This is a genomic window from Cellvibrio sp. pealriver, from assembly GCF_001183545.1.
GTDB lineage: Bacteria > Pseudomonadota > Gammaproteobacteria > Pseudomonadales > Cellvibrionaceae > Cellvibrio.
Window position 1 is genome coordinate 401,149 of sequence record NZ_KQ236688.1, and the last position, 16,561, is coordinate 417,709.

Below are 16,561 nucleotides of genomic sequence, written 5' to 3' on the forward strand. Positions count from 1 at the left end.
TTGGAAGTTACGCTGTCAGTAACCAATGGCACACTGACTCTGGGTGGCACGGGCGGATTGGCATTTACTACCGGCGATGGCACTGCCGATACTACGATGGTATTCACAGGCACACTCGCAGACATCAACACCGCGCTGAATAACCTGACCTTCAACCCGACTGCCAACTTCAATGGCGGGGCGGTCTTGAGTATCACCACCAGTGACCAGGGTAATACCGGTAGTGGCGGCACATTGACCGATACCGATACCGTCAATATCACCGTCAATGCTGCGAATGATGCGCCCACCGTTGCGAACATCATTCCAGACCAAAATGCGACAGAAGATGCTGCGTTTAATTTTCAATTTGCATCCAATACATTTGCGGATGCTGAGCTTGATTCGCTGACATATTCCGCGCAATTAAATGGCGGCGGCGGTTTACCAGCGTGGTTGAGTTTTGATTCCGCTACTCGCACATTCAGCGGCACACCTGCTAATGGTGATGTAGGCACGCTCACAATTGATGTAACCGCGAATGATGGCAACGGTGGAACTGTCACCGATACCTTCACGCTTACTGTCGCAAATGTGAATGACGCGCCCACGGTTGCGAACATCATTCCAGACCAAAATGCGACAGAAGATGTTGCGTTTAATTTTCAATTTGCCGCCAATACGTTTGCCGATGTGGATGCGGGAGCAACACTGACGTACTCAGCACAATTAAACGGTGGCGGTGGTTTACCGGCGTGGCTGAGTTTTGATCCTGTTACACGCACATTCAGCGGTACACCTGCCAACAGTGATGTAGGTACTCTCACGATTGATGTGACCGCCGATGATGGCAACGGTGGAACTGTCACCGACACCTTCACAATTACCGTCGCAAATGTGAATGATGCACCCACCGTTGCGAACATCATTCCCAACCAAAATGCGACAGAAGATGCCGCGTTTAATTTTCAATTTGCATCCAATACATTTGCGGATGCTGAGCTTGATTCGCTGACATATTCCGCGCAATTAAATGGCGGCGGTGGTTTACCTGCGTGGTTGAGTTTTGATTCCGCTACTCGCACATTCAGCGGCACTCCTGCTAACGGTGATGTCGGCACACTCACGATTGATGTAACCGCGAACGATGGCAACGGTGGAACTGTCACCGATACCTTCACAATTACTGTCGCAAATGTGAATGATGCGCCCACGGTTGCGATTCCACTCCCTGATCGTACCGCCACTGAAGCGTCTGCATTTAATTTCCAATTTAATGCGGGCACGTTTGTTGATGCAGATGCAGGCGATACGCTCACCTATTCTGCGCAATTAAATGGTGGCGGTGGCTTGCCTGCGTGGCTGAGTTTTGATCCTGTCACCCGCACCTTTAGCGGTGTTCCGGGTGTGGGCGACATAGGCACCTTAACGATCGATGTGACGGCAGAAGATTCGACTGGCGCAACCGTAACTGACACCTTTACCCTCACCGTCAATCCGGTAGGTGATCTCGAATACATAGACACAGGCGATGGCACCACCCAGCTGCCGCTATCGCCAACGCCGATTGGCCAAAGCTTTTTCTACAACAGCGTGGGCGCGACTTACACCGTCAATGAAGTCGGTTTGTATTTGGCGCGTTTTGCAGATGCTGCAGTGCAAACGATCACGGTAGAGCTGCGCGATGGATGGAATGGTGCGGTACTGGGCACTGCCTCTATTTCATCAACCCAAATCAGTGGGGATGGTTTTGGTTGGCATACCTTCAGTTTTGCCAATGTCTCACTCAATGGCTCCCAGACCTATGTCATTCAGGTAAGCAGTAGCGGCACCGACGACAAAGTGCTGTTCTCGCGCTTACCGGGCAATGTCTTCCCCGATGGAACATTTATCGATAACGGTGTGCCCGATGCAGGGGGCTGGGATCTGGCATTTAAAATCGCCAAAGATGATGGCAGCAATACCGCACCGGTAGTGGATTACCCGATTACCGACCAAACAATCGATGCGGAAGATCCTTTTAATCTGGTGGTTCCGCTCAATACCTTTTCCGACCCCGACCCGAATGACACCATTACTTATCGCGCGCAATTGGCGGGCGGCGGCAGTATGGGCTGGCTGCAGTTTAATGAGGCCACCAGAACCTTCTGGGGAACACCGCATTGGCATCAGGCGGGCACCATCACGGTTGAATTGATTGCCACCGATAACCACGGTGCATCCACCTCTGATTTCTTTGATATCACGGTGATCAACACCAACATCGCGCCAACGGTAAACCAGGCAATTCCTAACCAGACAGTCAACGAAGACTCTGCCTGGAGTTTCCAATTTGATATCAACACCTTTGCCGATGTGGATGCTGGCCAAACTTTTACCTACACCGCTGAGCTCGCCACCTTGGGTGGCATGCCGCCCTGGTTAAGTTTTGATGCCGCAACACGCACCTTTTCCGGCACACCTGCCAATGGTGATGTAGGTACCTGGACGGTTGAAGTGACAGCCAATGACGGGTTTGGCGGTGAAGTGGTTGAGACGTTTGACATTGTGGTCGCCAACACTAACGACGCACCTCTTGTCGCCAATCCCTTGCCTGACCAAAGTGCGACCGAGACTACAGCCTTCACGTTCACATTCAATAGCAACACGTTCAGTGATGAAGATGTAGGCGATGTGCTGACTTACACCGCAACATCCAATTCCGGTGCTTTGCCTGCCTGGCTTAACTTTAACAGCGCTACTCGCACCTTCAGCGGCACTCCGCCTGTAGGTACGGCTGGAACCCTGAATATTGAAATCGCGGCTGATGATGGTGCCGGAGGCTTAATAAGCGATAGTTTTGTTATCACCATCGCCCCGCAACCACCTAACGTATTGCCTGTGGTGCAGAGCCCGATTGCCGATCAGTCAGTGGAAGAGAATCAGGCATTTGGTTTTACGATCCCGGCATCTACCTTTGTTGATCCGGATGGCGATACCCTGAGCTTAAGTGCGCAACTGAGTGGCGGTGGGGCCTTGCCCTCCTGGCTGGTGTTTGATGCGGCCACGGGTAGGTTTAGCGGTACACCCGCGGCGAGCGATATCGGCAGCATCACCGTGCAAGTCACCGCAACCGATAGCCGTAACGGCAGTGTGAGTGACAGTTTTGTCATTACCATCAACAACCTGAATGACGCACCGGTAGTGGCGATTGCGCCTGCCGACCAAACTGCCGTGGCTAACAGCCCATTTAGCGTGACCTTTCCCGCAAATATGTTTACCGATGCCGATGCGGGTACGGTGCTGACCTACACCGCAACCAGAGCGGATGGTTCACCCTTGCCCGATTGGTTGCGATTTAATTCATCGACCTTGAGTTTCAGTGGCACTCCCACCAATGCCGATGCTGGCACCATTGCAATCCATATTGTTGCCAGCGACGGCATTGCCACGGCAACCGCCAGCTTCCAGTTGGGGGTGACCGCTGTTAACGAAGCGCCCCAAACATCGGGCACTGTGGTGATTAACAATCTTGAAGATGCAGCGGGCGATCAGGTTGATTTGTGGGCAGTGTTTAGCGATACCGAAACCGCCAGTAGCGATCTGGTGTATACCGTCATCAGCAACAGCAATCCCTCATTGGTTATCAACGCCAGTATCGATCCTGCTACCGGTAAATTGCAGCTGAACTACGGTGCCAATCAGTTCGGTGTTAGCGAGTTGGTCGTGCGCGCGCAGGACGAGCAGGGTGCCTGGGTGGATAATCTGGTGCGGATCACTCTTGAACCCGTGAATGACACACCCGTATCCACGGGTATTGCTGATATGAAGGTCAATGCGGGCAGTGCACCCCAGCAGATGAATCTGCACAATATCGCCAGCGATATTGAAAACGGCACAAACCTTGTCTGGTCGTTGATCGGTAATACCAACAACAACGTGGCTACCAGCGTTCAGATTGATCCGGCGACCGGGATGATGACCATTTCGTTTGCCTCAGCAACGGGAGGTGAGTCCACTATCACCTTGCGTGCCCAGGATGCAGACGGCGCATGGGTAGATACCCGTTTTAAAGTCACGGTTGCTGCATCAACCGTTGTTCCGCCAGTCGTTCCTCCCGTGACACCACCGGTGGTTGAACCGCCGGTTTCGCCTCCTACAACGCCACCGGTTGTGACACCGCCAACGACACCTCCGACAACTCCCCCTGGGACAGAGGTACCGGGTACTGATCCAGTGCCTGATGGTGGCGGTTCAACAGGGGATGGAGATACCACAATCATCACCCCGCCAGTATTGCCCGATACTGGTCAGGCACCCATCGTGGATTCCGGTGACGAAAGCCTGCGCCCCGATGCCAACCTCAACGACAAATCCAGCCGCGATATAGAGCGCGCGCAGGACATGTTAAAAGCCGATGCCAAACCCCTCACTACCCTGACGGCCTCAACCGCACTGGCGGGTTTGATATCACCGGATTCAGGTTTTGCTCCCTGGGAAGAAGCCGATTTTGATAGTGAAGTCCGCCGCCTGCGCGCGCAGATGGATGAAGCGATGGAAGAAGAGCAAGATCGCCGTGCCATAGTGGCAGGGATTACCTTTTCCATCACAACCGGTTTGCTGGTTTGGTCTTTGCGCGCGAGCAGTCTATTGTTAACCATGATGTCGATGCTGCCGCTCTGGCGTGGGCTTGACCCACTGCCGATTCTGGATGAGGTCAATAAACGCAAAAAAGAATTGGAGCAGCAGCGCAAAGACCGCGAGCGTGAAGACAAGAGTTCCAAAGAAGTGGGCTATTTGTTTGACCATGCCCAACGCAAAGAGCCAGGCCCCTGATCTACCAGCAGGTGTTGTTATGGGTTGTGTGTAGCTAATTATTTAAGGAATCCAGCGAGATAATGTTTGGTTTTACTCCTGCAGTCAGGTTGAGTTTGGGCTTGGTGGTGTTGACGGTGTCTATCCTGATCCTCGCGCAAGCGATAGGTCTAACACCCGGTGCCGAGCGCCAACAACTGGATGTGCGCAAGCGCCTGACAGAAACACTCGCATCGCAAGTGACGGTGGCCATCATGCGTGGCGATGATGTGTTGCTGCAGTATCTGCTGGAATCGACGGTAGAACGCAATCCCGAGATTGAATCGGCCGGTGTGCGCCGTAACGACGGTATTATCGTTACGCAAACCAAATTGCATGCGCAAAAATGGGCAAAGGCAAAACCGCACGAATCCACGCCGACCCATGTGCGTTTTCCACTCATGATCAACGGTGCCAAGCGCGCTGATTTTGAAATCACTTTTGAACCCCTGATGAGCGACAGTCATCCTATTTTCGGGATTCCCACGTTCATCCTGCTGGTTATCTTTGTCTCGCTTAGTGGCTTTGTGGGGTTTTGGTATTACATCAAGCGCGCCTTGAAGCACCTGGACCCCAGTGCGGTCGTACCCGCACGGGTGCGCAATGCATTGAATATTTTGGCGGAAGGCGTGTTGATTCTGGACAGGCGTGAACAAATCGTGCTGGCCAATACCGCGCTGATCGAACATTTAGGGCGCAGCGAGCAGTCGGTTATGGCGAAAAAGGCCAGCAATCTTGGTTGGTTTATCGACCCCAAACAAGAAACACGCGAATATCCCTGGATTACGGCAGTCAGCACTGGCGTGAAACAAACCGGTGTGCGGGTGCTGTTACCGCAGGCCGATGGCAATGAAAAAATCTTCCATGTGAATGCAGTGCCCATTTTGGATGCCAAAGGCTCAAGCCAGGGCACTATTGCTGTATTTGAAGATATTACCGAGCTGGAATCCAAAAGCCGTTTGTTGGAAAACATGATTCAGGAATTGGCGGCGAGTCAGGCAGCAATTGAATCCAAAAACAAAGAGCTGACTTATCTCGCCACGCGCGATCCACTGACTAACTGCTTCAATCGCCGTGCACTGTATGAACATCTCAACGGGAAATTTGATGGCGCGCGCGCGGGCGATACCGAGTTCAGTTGCATCATGGCGGATATCGACTTCTTCAAAAAAGTAAACGATACCTACGGTCATGCGGCGGGTGATGAGGTGATTAAAATGGCCGCCAACAGCCTGCGCGAAGTGGTGCGCGATATGGATATGGTGGCGCGTTTTGGGGGCGAGGAATTCTGCGTCATCCTGCCCGGTGCACCGCTTGAACAGGCGCGCATGATTGCCGAACGTTGCCGCGAAAAAATTGCCCAGGCCGAAACCAACGGCATTAAAGTGACCGGCAGTTTTGGCGTGACCTCCATCCGCATGGGGGCGACTACGCCCAACCAATTAGTCCAACAAGCGGATGAAGCTCTGTACTACTCCAAGCAACACGGCCGCAATCAGGTCACTTGTTGGGCTCCGGGTATGGAATCCATCATTGCTGAAACCCAGCATTAAGCGGTTAATTACCTGTCTATTCCTCACGAGACGATCTTGCCGGTGGTAAATCTGCCGCCAGTAATTACAATAGCCCCATCTGTTATACGTCATTGCGTATCGACCCTATAAAAAGCTAACGGGATATTGTTTTGAAATCAGCCACACCACAACGCCGTGCCCCCGCATCCGAGCAAACATCCAACCTACTGGTTCGCCTGCTGAAAGAAGGGGCCCTGATTGGTTTGGGCGCTATTTGCCTGTATTTGCTGATTGCGATGGTCAGTTACGACCCGAATGACCCGGGCTGGTCAAAAACCGGTGAAAATGCCATCGCCCAGAACGCGGGTGGGGCGTTTGGTGCCTGGATCGCCGATGTGTTTTTCTCGCTGTTTGGTTACCTCGCGTATTTGTTTCCGGTGATGATTGCTTATCGTGCCTGGTTGGTGCTGCGCGACCGCACCCAACAGGACGGAATTGATTGGTTGTTCTTCGGTTTGCGCGCCGTCGGACTGATATTGGTGATGGTGGCGGGTACCGGTATTGCGGCCATGCACTACAGCGATGGCGCATCGGTATTGCCGTATTCAAACGGTGGATTGTTAGGCGCAGCGGTTTCTGACGGCGTATTCAATGCGTTTAATTACACCGGTGGCACAGTGCTGATGTTGTCGATGTTTTTGGTGGGCATGACTATTTTTACTGATCTTTCCTGGCTCAAGCTCAGCGAAGATATCGGCCGTTGGACGCTGGTCGGAATCAATCGCGCACTGGAAAAATGGCAGGTGTATCGCCGCGAGAAAGCGGAAAAGCAAATTGCTGTTAAAGCCCAAGAGCATCGCCGTGAAGTGGTTGAGCAGCACGTAAAACAAGAAGCCAAGCGTGTTGCGCCGGTCATTATTACCGAGCCGCCTAAAAAGAAGCCCGCGCCCAGCCCGCGTATCGAGAAAGAAAAACAGCCTTCGTTGTTTGAATCGCTGGAGCCAGCGGTGGGGCAGCTGCCGCCACTGAGCTTGCTTGACCCTGCCGATAAACGCAGCGACAAGGGCTATTCCAAAGAATCGCTGGAAGCTATGTCGCGCATGTTGGAGTTGAAGCTCAAAGACTTCGGCATCGATATCGAAGTGGTCTCGGTACAGCCGGGGCCGGTAGTTACCCGCTTTGAAATCCAGCCCGCGCCGGGTATCAAGGCCAGCCGTATTTCCGGCCTCGCGAAAGATCTCGCCCGCTCACTTGCGGTCGTGTCGGTGCGTGTGGTGGAAGTTATTCCGGGTAAATCAGTGATGGGGATCGAAATCCCTAACGCGCACCGCGAGATGGTGCGTTTGTCCGAAGTGATCGCTTCCGACGTCTTCGATAACGCCAAATCTCCGCTCACTATGGCGCTAGGGCACGATATTTCCGGTGAGCCGATTGTGTCTGACCTCGCCAAAATGCCGCACTTGCTGGTAGCCGGTACGACCGGTTCGGGGAAATCCGTGGGCGTGAACGTCATGCTGCTCAGCCTGTTGTACAAGTCCACACCCAAAGAAGTGCGCTTGATTCTGGTTGACCCGAAAATGCTGGAATTGTCGGTGTACGAGGGGATTCCCCATTTGCTCACGCCGGTTATCACCGATATGAAAGATGCCTCCAACGGCCTGCGTTGGTGTGTAGGCGAGATGGAGCGCCGCTACAAGCTGATGTCAGCGTTGGGTGTGCGTAACCTCGCCGGTTTTAATCGCAAGGTAGACGATGCAATCAAAGCGGGTGAGCCGATTAAAGACCCGCTGTTCAAGCCAGAAGAAAATTTTGAGCCGGGAGCCGAAGTTGCCACCGCGCCGGATTTGGAAGAGCTGCCGTTTATCGTGGTGGTGATCGACGAATTCGCCGACATGATGATGATCGTCGATAAGAAAAAGGTAGAGCAGCTTATCGCCCGTATTGCGCAGAAAGCACGTGCGGCAGGTATTCACCTGATTCTTGCAACCCAGCGCCCATCGGTAGACATCATTACCGGTTTGATTAAAGCCAACGTGCCCACGCGTATCGCATTCCAGGTTTCCTCCAAAATCGACTCGCGTACCATTTTGGACCAGGGTGGCGCAGAGCAGTTGCTGGGTCACGGGGATATGCTCTATTTGCCATCGGGCACCAGCGTTCCCATTCGTGTTCACGGTGCGTTTGTGGATGACCACGAAGTACATAAAGTCGTGGCGGATTGGAAAAAGCGCGGCGCTCCACAATATATCGACGGCATTACCGACGATGACAACAACTCCATTCCGGTACCGGGATTGCCGAGTGAAGGTGGCGAGGGTGATGATGGTGAAACCGATGCCCTTTACGATGAAGCCGTGCAGTTTGTCATTGAATCGCGCAAAGCCTCTATCTCATCAGTGCAGCGCAAATTGCGCATCGGCTACAACCGCGCTGCACGTCTGATCGAGACCATGGAAGCCGCCGGTGTTGTCTCCTCAGCGGGTCACAACGGCAACCGCGAAGTATTAGTCGGTGGTGGGCGCGATTTTAATTAGCGTTTCTTTGCGGGATTTATCGCGCCCGATTTACCTGCCGTTCATCTACGCCCGATAGGATCGGGCGAGCACCTTTTGAGTGTCGATCACAACTTTACTCTTGGAATTTTTATGAAATTATTCGCCCGAATTTTTACTGGTTTGCTCTGTGCATTTACGCTTTCTGCCCTTGCGTCCGATGACCAAGCCGCTGCGCAATTGCGCAAACAGCTTGATGCCATGGATAGCCTGCAAGGCAATTTTGTGCAGACGACTTACGACAAAGATGGCGTAAAACAAGATGAACCCAGCAGCGGTGAATTTATGCTGATGCGCCCCGGTAAATTTTATTGGAAAACGCTCGATCCTATGCCGCAATTATTGGTCTCCAATAATAAAACGATTTGGTTGTACGACCCTGATCTGGAAACCGTCACCGTGCGTGAATTTACCGATGACCTGCGCGAAACCCCGGCACTTTTATTGAGCGCTGATGCAGAACAATTGCGCAAACAATTTTCCGTTACGCGCGATGCCAGCAATACATCTGCCGATGCGTTTACGCTCACGCCCAAAGTGACTGAAGGCATGTTTCAACATTTAACGCTGGTATTCAAAGCTGGCCAATTAAGTGAATTTGCAATTAAAGACAGCTTGGGGCAGGTGACTCGCTGCGTACTCAGTAACGTTCAACGCAATAAGCCGCTTGCCGAAGAAAAATTCTTCTTCCAAATACCGGAAGGCGTTGAGGTGTTGAAAGACTGATTCCCAACGGAATCAGTCTTGTTGTGTGTATATCGCTTTAACTTGAGAAGCAGAGCCAGTGGGCGTGTGGTGGATTAAAAAGCCAACCTTGCGCCCACGCTGAAATCCGTCACTGGCTCTGGCAATTGGTATTGGCGTACAGCGGCTTGCAGTGCCCAGCGGCTATCCAATTGGTAAATCAACTTTGCCCCTATAAATACATCATTCCCCTTTTGTTCGCTCTTCAGTGTGCGGTTGTTTGCACTGCTGTTAATGGTGTTTTCCCAGCTGAAGATTCCCGCATCGGCCACCAGTGACCAGGCCTGTTTTTGTACCAGCTCATAGCCCGCGCCCACTAACCAGCCTGCCCCTAAAATAGGGGTAACTTCCGCTAGCGCCTGATGATATTGCTCTGGCGTTAGGCTATCGCCGCGGATACTGGCGCTACCTTCTCCCAGGTCGCTATAACCCAACAACCAATAGCCTTTTCCCTTCCATGACTCCTTGTTATCCCCCCAGCTGTAGTTGAGCTCGATTGCCCAGCTGGTATCGGAATCTTTACTGGTCACTATCGCGGTATTTTGCCCTGGCAGATTGTCAGGCAGGGCGGGTGTTGCAGTGTTGCTTTTACCAAGTTGCAGGCCAACCCGCACGTCTGCCGATAATGCAGGCAGGGCGAAGAATAAACTGCCAATGAGGATTATTTTTTTCATTGAATGCGATCCTTGTGGAGCCTGTAAGAGTAGGGAGCCAGTAAGCCCAGTAGTAGCAACAGAAGAATGGAGCCCGTACTGCCGCCGCCAGAGGAGGACTGGTTACTGATGCTGGTGGTTTGGTATGCATTGACTCTAACACTGGCAGTCCCCTGAGCCTGACCGCCATTGCCGTCATCGACTTGATAGGCAATCTGATCCACACCATCGAACCCTGGTTTAGGGGTGTAGGTGAGGGTTTGATCGCTATTGATAATCAGGGTGCCATGCTGGGCTGTCGCCGAGACGATGCTGAGGGTATGACCATCGGCATCGGTATCGTTGGCCAGAGCGTTCAGGGTGATAGGGGTGCGATCATCGGTACTGGCCTGATCGGCTTGCGTCACCGGAAGGCTATTCGTTATCACGGTGAGGTTGACCCTTGCGGAGCTAATGCCACCACGGCCATCGCTCACGGAATAGTCAATCCAGGTGTTGCCGCCAAAGTTAGTTGGCGGGGCATAGCTCAGGCGAGTCCGGTCGATGACAACGACTTGTCCCAGCGGAGAGGATGCACTCACTACACTAAGGTTATCGCCATCGGGGTCACTGTCGTTGGCCAATACATCCAGCTCGACGGTGCGATTCCACAGACTTTGCAGGGTTTCACTCACTGCAAGCGGTGGCCGGTTGTCGCTCAACATCACTGCCACGCCACCCGGGTCCAGAATCGCGCGATTGGCCTCTCCGTCTGCATCGTTGGGGCCGCCATCTTCAATCAATAATTGCACACAGTGGTCGCCCTCGGTTAATCCGGGTTGCCAGAGCGAATCGCCCGGTGGAGGGCAGAATCCGGGTTCACCGCGTGTGCTGAATAGCTGATTGCGCTCATTTTGGATGAAAAATTGCCATTGCTCATTGAGCAGTTTGCGATAGACCGCTTGTGCGGGAATGGGTTGGCGTTGGGGCAGCACCAGATTGTAGCTTTGCCCCGCTTGTGGGAGGCCGTAGGCGATAAAGCTGAACAACCCGCCGATATTGTGTGCGGCCTCATCGGCAATCTGGACGGTGTTAACCAACAATCCGCCTGATGGATTTGCTGCTGAATCTGTTGTCAGATAGGCATTTTTACGCAGGCAGACACCCGGATCACCTTCGGCAAGGTACTCGACCGATGTCTGCAACGTTTCTTGCATGACGTTGCAGTCGCTAATGGCATCCAGATAGTCAGGTATGCCATCGCCGTCAGCATCGGCATAACCTTCAATGGCATCGGGAATCAGGTCACCATCGGTATCTTCGTCACCCAACACTGCCAATTGCGGCAGAACCTCCACATAGGCTTGAACGCGGCTGCTCAAGCCTCCTGCATCGGTTACTGTGAGCGCGAGAGGATAAACCCCCGCAGCGAGCGACTTGGGGTCAAATTGGAAGTGATCGGGGCGGGTGGAAAAGTTAGCCAAAGAGCCCCCATCCCACACTAATGTTAAAGCGTCATCGGGGTTGGCATCACTCACCTTGGCTTGCGCAGTAACCAGCCCTTCCTGTTGGCTCACTGTCAGGCGATTCTGGCCATTTTGGGTGACCTCGATGCGCCCTTCAGGCGCAATATTGGCTTCGCTGATTGTTATCCGTGAGGATGATTTTGCGCCCAGATTTAACGAAGGCGACAGGCTGATCACCAGCTCTTCATCGGAATCTGCACGGCCATCTTCCAGCAGATGAACCTGGATGCTTGCCTCTGTACCGCTGGTGATGGTGACTGAACCGCTGCGCAAGTCGTGGTCATTGTTATCGGCGCTTCCACCGACGCTGAACGGAATCACCAGTGGATAAACCGGGCTGACACCATTCAAATGCACCTTAAGAGTCACTTGGGTACCTTCACTGGCCGTTTGATCCTTGCCCAGGGAAACCAGCGGATGGACACTGACTTTTTGGCTGGCCAGCGCTTGGTTGCCGTTGCTGTCGGTTGCCTGCCAATAGGCTTGGTAAACCCCGGGAGGATACAGGGAGGTGCCGTCCACCAGTGATACCGCTATGGGGCGATTGTTGGTATCTACCGCCGAGGCTTGCCCCAAATCTACTTTGGTATAGAGCGCGGTGGCATTCACTTCCACATCTGCCGGTGGCGTAATAATGGGTGTTGCCGCATTGCTTTCGCCCGTAATCAGCAGCACAACATCCGCTTGGGCTGTAGCACCCGAAGGGTCGCGGATGGTGTAGCTGAGATTGACCTGACCGCGGAAGCCGGCAGGTGCCATATATCTCAGCCCTCCGGTCTCCATACTGACTTGTCCAAGGGGTGCTCGCGCCTGCATCAGCTGGAGTGGGTCGCCATCCATATCTTCGTCGTTAGCCAACACATCCAGCAGGTACTGGTTGTTGCTATTGGCGGTCATAGAAAAACGGTCTGCTTTGGCAACCGGAGCGTCATTACTATTTATGACTTCCAGGTTAAAAGCTGGCAGCGCGGTGCTTGCAACACCATCGGTCACACTGATTTGTATGGCGTTATAAACACCCACATCCGCATTGGTTGGAGTACCACTCAAGCGGCCTGTTGCAGGGTCAAACAGTGCCCATGCAGGCTTATTGGCGATGGTAAAACCCAGCAGGTCTCCCGTATCGACATCACTGGCACCGGGTGTGAAGGTGTAGGGGCTGTCTTCACTGACACGGGTGGCCGGTGTACCAGTGATGACAGGCGCATCGTTGATCGGAGTGATGGTGATATTCACCCGGATAGTATCGGTGAGGGCACCATCGCTGACCTGGACGACAAAGCTGTCGTTACCGTTGTAGTCAGCACGAGGGCTGTAACTCGGGCTAATGCTGCCCCCGCTACCACTGGCATTGGCGGTTCCCTGTGCTGGGGCAGATATTAGGCTCCAGGTGAGTGTATCGCCATTGGCATCCGTGGCGGAAAGGCTAAGTGCGAAAGATTGGGGTGTGCCATCTTCACTCATAGTGACATTGGTGCTGTCCCCTTGGGTAATGACTGGTGGCAGTGCATATTGCTTCAGCACAGTGGCCGTCACATCGCTGGCGACATTGCCCAACGGGTCTGTCAGGACGAGGGTGAGCGTGAGTGTTCCCTCGCCCAGAGCGGTAACATCCAGGTTGCTGATCAACTGGCTGGCACTGCTGATCGTGCCCGAACCGGTGACTGCTGTGCCGCCGCCGCTGCTGGTAATCGTAAACGTGTAACTGGCACCTACTTCACCGCTGTTGATGGTGAAGCTGAGGGCGTTTTCGTTTGCTGTGTTAATTACAGCCTGATTTATCATCAGGCTGTGACCGCTGGGTGCAGTAAGGTCAAGGTTCAACTCATTGTTGGTAGCGTCCTGGCCTGAGTTACCGGCAATGTCGGTAGCGGTGGCCTGTACGTCAAGCACGCCGGGAGTGAGTGTGCTCAGGCTATTATCGGCAAGGCTCCAGTTGCCACTCCCCGAGTTGGTTGCAGCAAGGGTTTGGCCCGCCACCGTCACACTGACGCTGGCGTTGGCATCATTCACAGTACCGGACAAAGGCGGTGTGGTGTCTTTGGTAGTAAGGGTATTTACCGTCACTGCCGGAGCAGTGGTATCGATAACAACGGTGAGCGGGGCACTGGAAATACCGGTGTTGTTCCCTGCATCGGTTGCCTTGGCAGTGATCTTATGGGTGCCTGCGGTCAGGGCGCTACTGGGGGTGATACTCCAATTGCCGCTGCCATCCACCGCTGCTGTCCCCAGATCGCCATCAATATCGGAGCTGAGTGTAACGGTGGTGCTCACATCCGCTGTGCCGGAAAAAACGGGCTGGACAATCTTGGTGATATTGTCGCTATTGGAGGTTCCCGAATCACTGGCGGCTTGCATATCGGGAGTAGTGGACATGGGCAGGCCGGAAGGGCCTTCAGCCCCTTCTGCTAACGCCAGTACCTCTGCTGCGGTTAATGCCCTTTTATAGATACGCAGTTCATCGATATAACCTTTGTAATAAGGGTCGCCCCAGTTACTTTTGCCGATGTAGTTATTTATCCGGGTTAAGTTCAACGGAACATTGCCCATCTGGTCTGCATCCAGCACGCCATCTACGTAAATCCGGGTTCGTCCGGGCGTGGCTGAATCTGCGCCTTCAACCGTCACTGTGTAGTAGTGCCACTCATTGAGTTTGATGGGTGTAGCGCCATTCACCTTGATGGTGCTGCTGCCGTTATAAGCTTCGTAGTAAAAAAATTGAGAGTTGCCATTTCTGGCAATGATGATGTTGTCGCTCGATGCACCATTACCAAAGTCAAAAAAACGCCCCCATTCTTTCAACTCAGTAGGGTGAGCCCAAAGGGTGATGGTCATACCCGTGCGGAAATCGGCAAATCCATCCGGCAAATCCAGATAGTCATCATCTCCATCAAAATACAGGCTGGCGGCGTTGGGGAAGTCAGTGGGCGCTTTTATTGTGGTGTTGGGTTGGGGCATGTTTTGTGCCCCGCCAGCACCTGTAGGTGTGCCTGGATAACCTGTGCCCGAACTGTCTGCGGCTTGGGTTCCAGCGACAGTCTCATCAAACTTCCAATAAGCGACCAAATCCCCCGCATGGGCTTGGGTAGCACCACAGAAGATTGTCAGGGTGAATAGGTGGGCCAGGTATGTGCGCCCCCCGTTTTTTTGGCGATTAAATGAGCGAGTCAATAGCTACACCTCAGATCTGGATTACTGTTAGTTGTTATTAAAATTGGTAGGGCTTTTTTGTTGATCGATCTATTGGTTAGGGACTACTTAATCAAAATCCTATTGAGTAAAGATAGAACAGAATAAAAAGCTCGTACATTATATTGGTTTTGACTCTATCTATATGAGATTGATGATCTCGCGACTTATAATGGCTGCACTCCCATTTCTTACTCAAATGCCGAAAGGTGTTGAACAACGATTTTCGAGCATCGCATGGATTTATTCGGATCACCCACACCCGCGTATCAACCGCTTGCCGCGCGCATGCGCCCGCGCAATTTGGATGACTACATAGGTCAGGAGCATCTTCTGGCAGCGGGCAAACCCCTGCGTGAAGCGATTACCCGTGGGCAATTGCATTCAATGATCCTGTGGGGGCCACCCGGCGTGGGCAAAACCTCGCTCGCTAAGTTATTTGCCGAGCAGGCCGATGCCTGTTTTGAAACCCTCTCTGCAGTACTATCCGGTGTAAAAGAAATTCGCGCGGCGGTGGTGGCGGCGCAGCAGGAGCGAATCTCAACTCGTCGCAAAACCATTTTGTTTGTCGATGAAGTCCATCGTTTTAATAAATCCCAGCAAGATGCATTTTTGCCTTACGTGGAAGATGGCACTTTTATTTTTATCGGTGCGACGACTGAAAACCCTTCGTTTGAATTAAATAATGCGTTGCTCTCGCGCTGCCGCGTGTATGTGTTGCGCGGCTTGCAGCCGGAGCAATTGAAAGACGTATTGCTGCAAGCACTCAATGACAAAGAGCGCGGCTTGGGCGCGCAGCAGATCAGTATCGACGACGATACCCTGATGACGCTCGCACAAGCCGCCGATGGTGATGCACGTAAATCGCTTAACCTGTTGGAAATTGCCGCTGATCTGGCCGATGAAGACGGCGATAAAAAAGTGATCAATGAACAGGTCGTTGCTGAAGTACTTGCCAGCGATGTGCGCAGGTTTGATAAAGGCGGCGATATTTTTTATGAGCAAATTTCTGCGCTGCATAAATCTGTGCGCGGCTCATCACCCGACGGTGCTTTGTATTGGCTTGCCAGAATGCTCGATGGTGGCTGCGATCCGCTTTACATCGCCCGCCGCGTAGTGCGTATGGCCAGTGAAGATATAGGCAACGCCGACCCGCGCGCGCTGCCGTTGTGTTTATCCGCGTGGGATGTGCAGGAGCGTTTAGGTAGCCCGGAAGGGCAGCTGGCCATAGCCCAAGCCGTTGTCTACTTAGCCTGCGCCCCTAAAAGCAATGCTGTGTATAATGCGTTCAATCAAGTGATGGCCGATGTGCGCAACCAGCCGGCCTACGATGTTCCCCTGCATTTACGCAATGCCCCCACCAAACTCATGAAAAATATGGATTATGGTGCGGAATATCGCTACGCCCACGATGAGCCTGGCGCTTATGCAGCGGGTGAAAATTATCTGCCGGAAGAGATCGCACAAGCCCGTTACTATCAACCGGTGGAACGTGGGCTGGAATTAAAAATTCAGGAAAAGCTCGCGCATTTGCGCGAGCTGGACAAACAAAGTAAAAAGCAACGCTACAAAAAATAGACCAGGAAAAGACA

At 53.0% G+C, this 16,561-nt stretch carries 7 protein-coding genes; 5 read left to right on the forward strand and 2 right to left on the reverse strand.

Annotated elements, in window-relative coordinates; all coding sequences use genetic code 11:
* The 4 genes from VC28_RS19445 to lolA all read left to right on the forward strand — a co-directional run.
* Window positions 1–4,794: putative Ig domain-containing protein (locus VC28_RS19445; RefSeq protein WP_197085473.1), on the forward strand; the 4,794-nt coding region annotated here is incomplete at its 5' end.
* Between the two features lie 62 nt (window positions 4,795–4,856).
* The gene (locus VC28_RS01650; RefSeq protein WP_049629124.1) at window positions 4,857–6,365 is read left to right on the forward strand and encodes a sensor domain-containing diguanylate cyclase; all 1,509 of its coding nucleotides are present in this window, start codon (window positions 4,857–4,859) and stop codon (window positions 6,363–6,365) included.
* Window positions 6,366–6,490: 125 nt separating this feature from the next.
* Window positions 6,491–8,860, forward strand: a complete 2,370-nt coding sequence (locus VC28_RS01655) for a DNA translocase FtsK (RefSeq protein WP_369799053.1) — start codon at window positions 6,491–6,493, stop codon at window positions 8,858–8,860.
* A 111-nt stretch (window positions 8,861–8,971) separates the two neighbouring features.
* The gene (gene lolA / locus VC28_RS01660) at window positions 8,972–9,604 is read left to right on the forward strand and encodes an outer membrane lipoprotein periplasmic chaperone LolA (RefSeq protein ID WP_049629126.1); all 633 of its coding nucleotides are present in this window, start codon (window positions 8,972–8,974) and stop codon (window positions 9,602–9,604) included.
* Window positions 9,605–9,678: 74 nt separating this feature from the next.
* Here lolA and VC28_RS01665 read toward each other — a convergent pair whose 3' ends face one another.
* A complete protein-coding gene (locus VC28_RS01665; protein WP_049629127.1) occupies window positions 9,679–10,296 on the reverse strand; it encodes a hypothetical protein in 618 nt (205 codons plus the stop codon).
* Window positions 10,293–14,951, reverse strand: a complete 4,659-nt coding sequence (locus tag VC28_RS01670; protein ID WP_049629128.1) for an Ig-like domain-containing protein — start codon at window positions 14,949–14,951, stop codon at window positions 10,293–10,295. The genes VC28_RS01665 and VC28_RS01670 overlap by 4 nt, the downstream gene beginning before the upstream one ends.
* A gap of 255 nt (window positions 14,952–15,206) precedes the next feature.
* Here VC28_RS01670 and VC28_RS01675 point away from each other — a divergent pair, with 255 nt between their 5' ends.
* On the forward strand, window positions 15,207–16,547 hold the full coding sequence (locus VC28_RS01675; RefSeq protein WP_049629129.1) for a replication-associated recombination protein A: 1,341 nt from the start codon (window positions 15,207–15,209) through the stop codon (window positions 16,545–16,547).
* Window positions 16,548–16,561 lie beyond the last annotated feature (14 nt).

Coding starts and splice junctions, on each gene's coding strand:
- lolA (WP_049629126.1), top strand. CDS start 8,972: ATGAAATTATTCGCCCGAATTTTTACTGGTTTGCTCTGTGCATTTACG.
- VC28_RS01665 (WP_049629127.1), bottom strand. CDS start 10,296: ATGAAAAAAATAATCCTCATTGGCAGTTTATTCTTCGCCCTGCCTGCA.
- VC28_RS01675 (WP_049629129.1), top strand. CDS start 15,207: ATGGATTTATTCGGATCACCCACACCCGCGTATCAACCGCTTGCCGCG.
- VC28_RS01650 (WP_049629124.1), top strand. CDS start 4,857: ATGTTTGGTTTTACTCCTGCAGTCAGGTTGAGTTTGGGCTTGGTGGTG.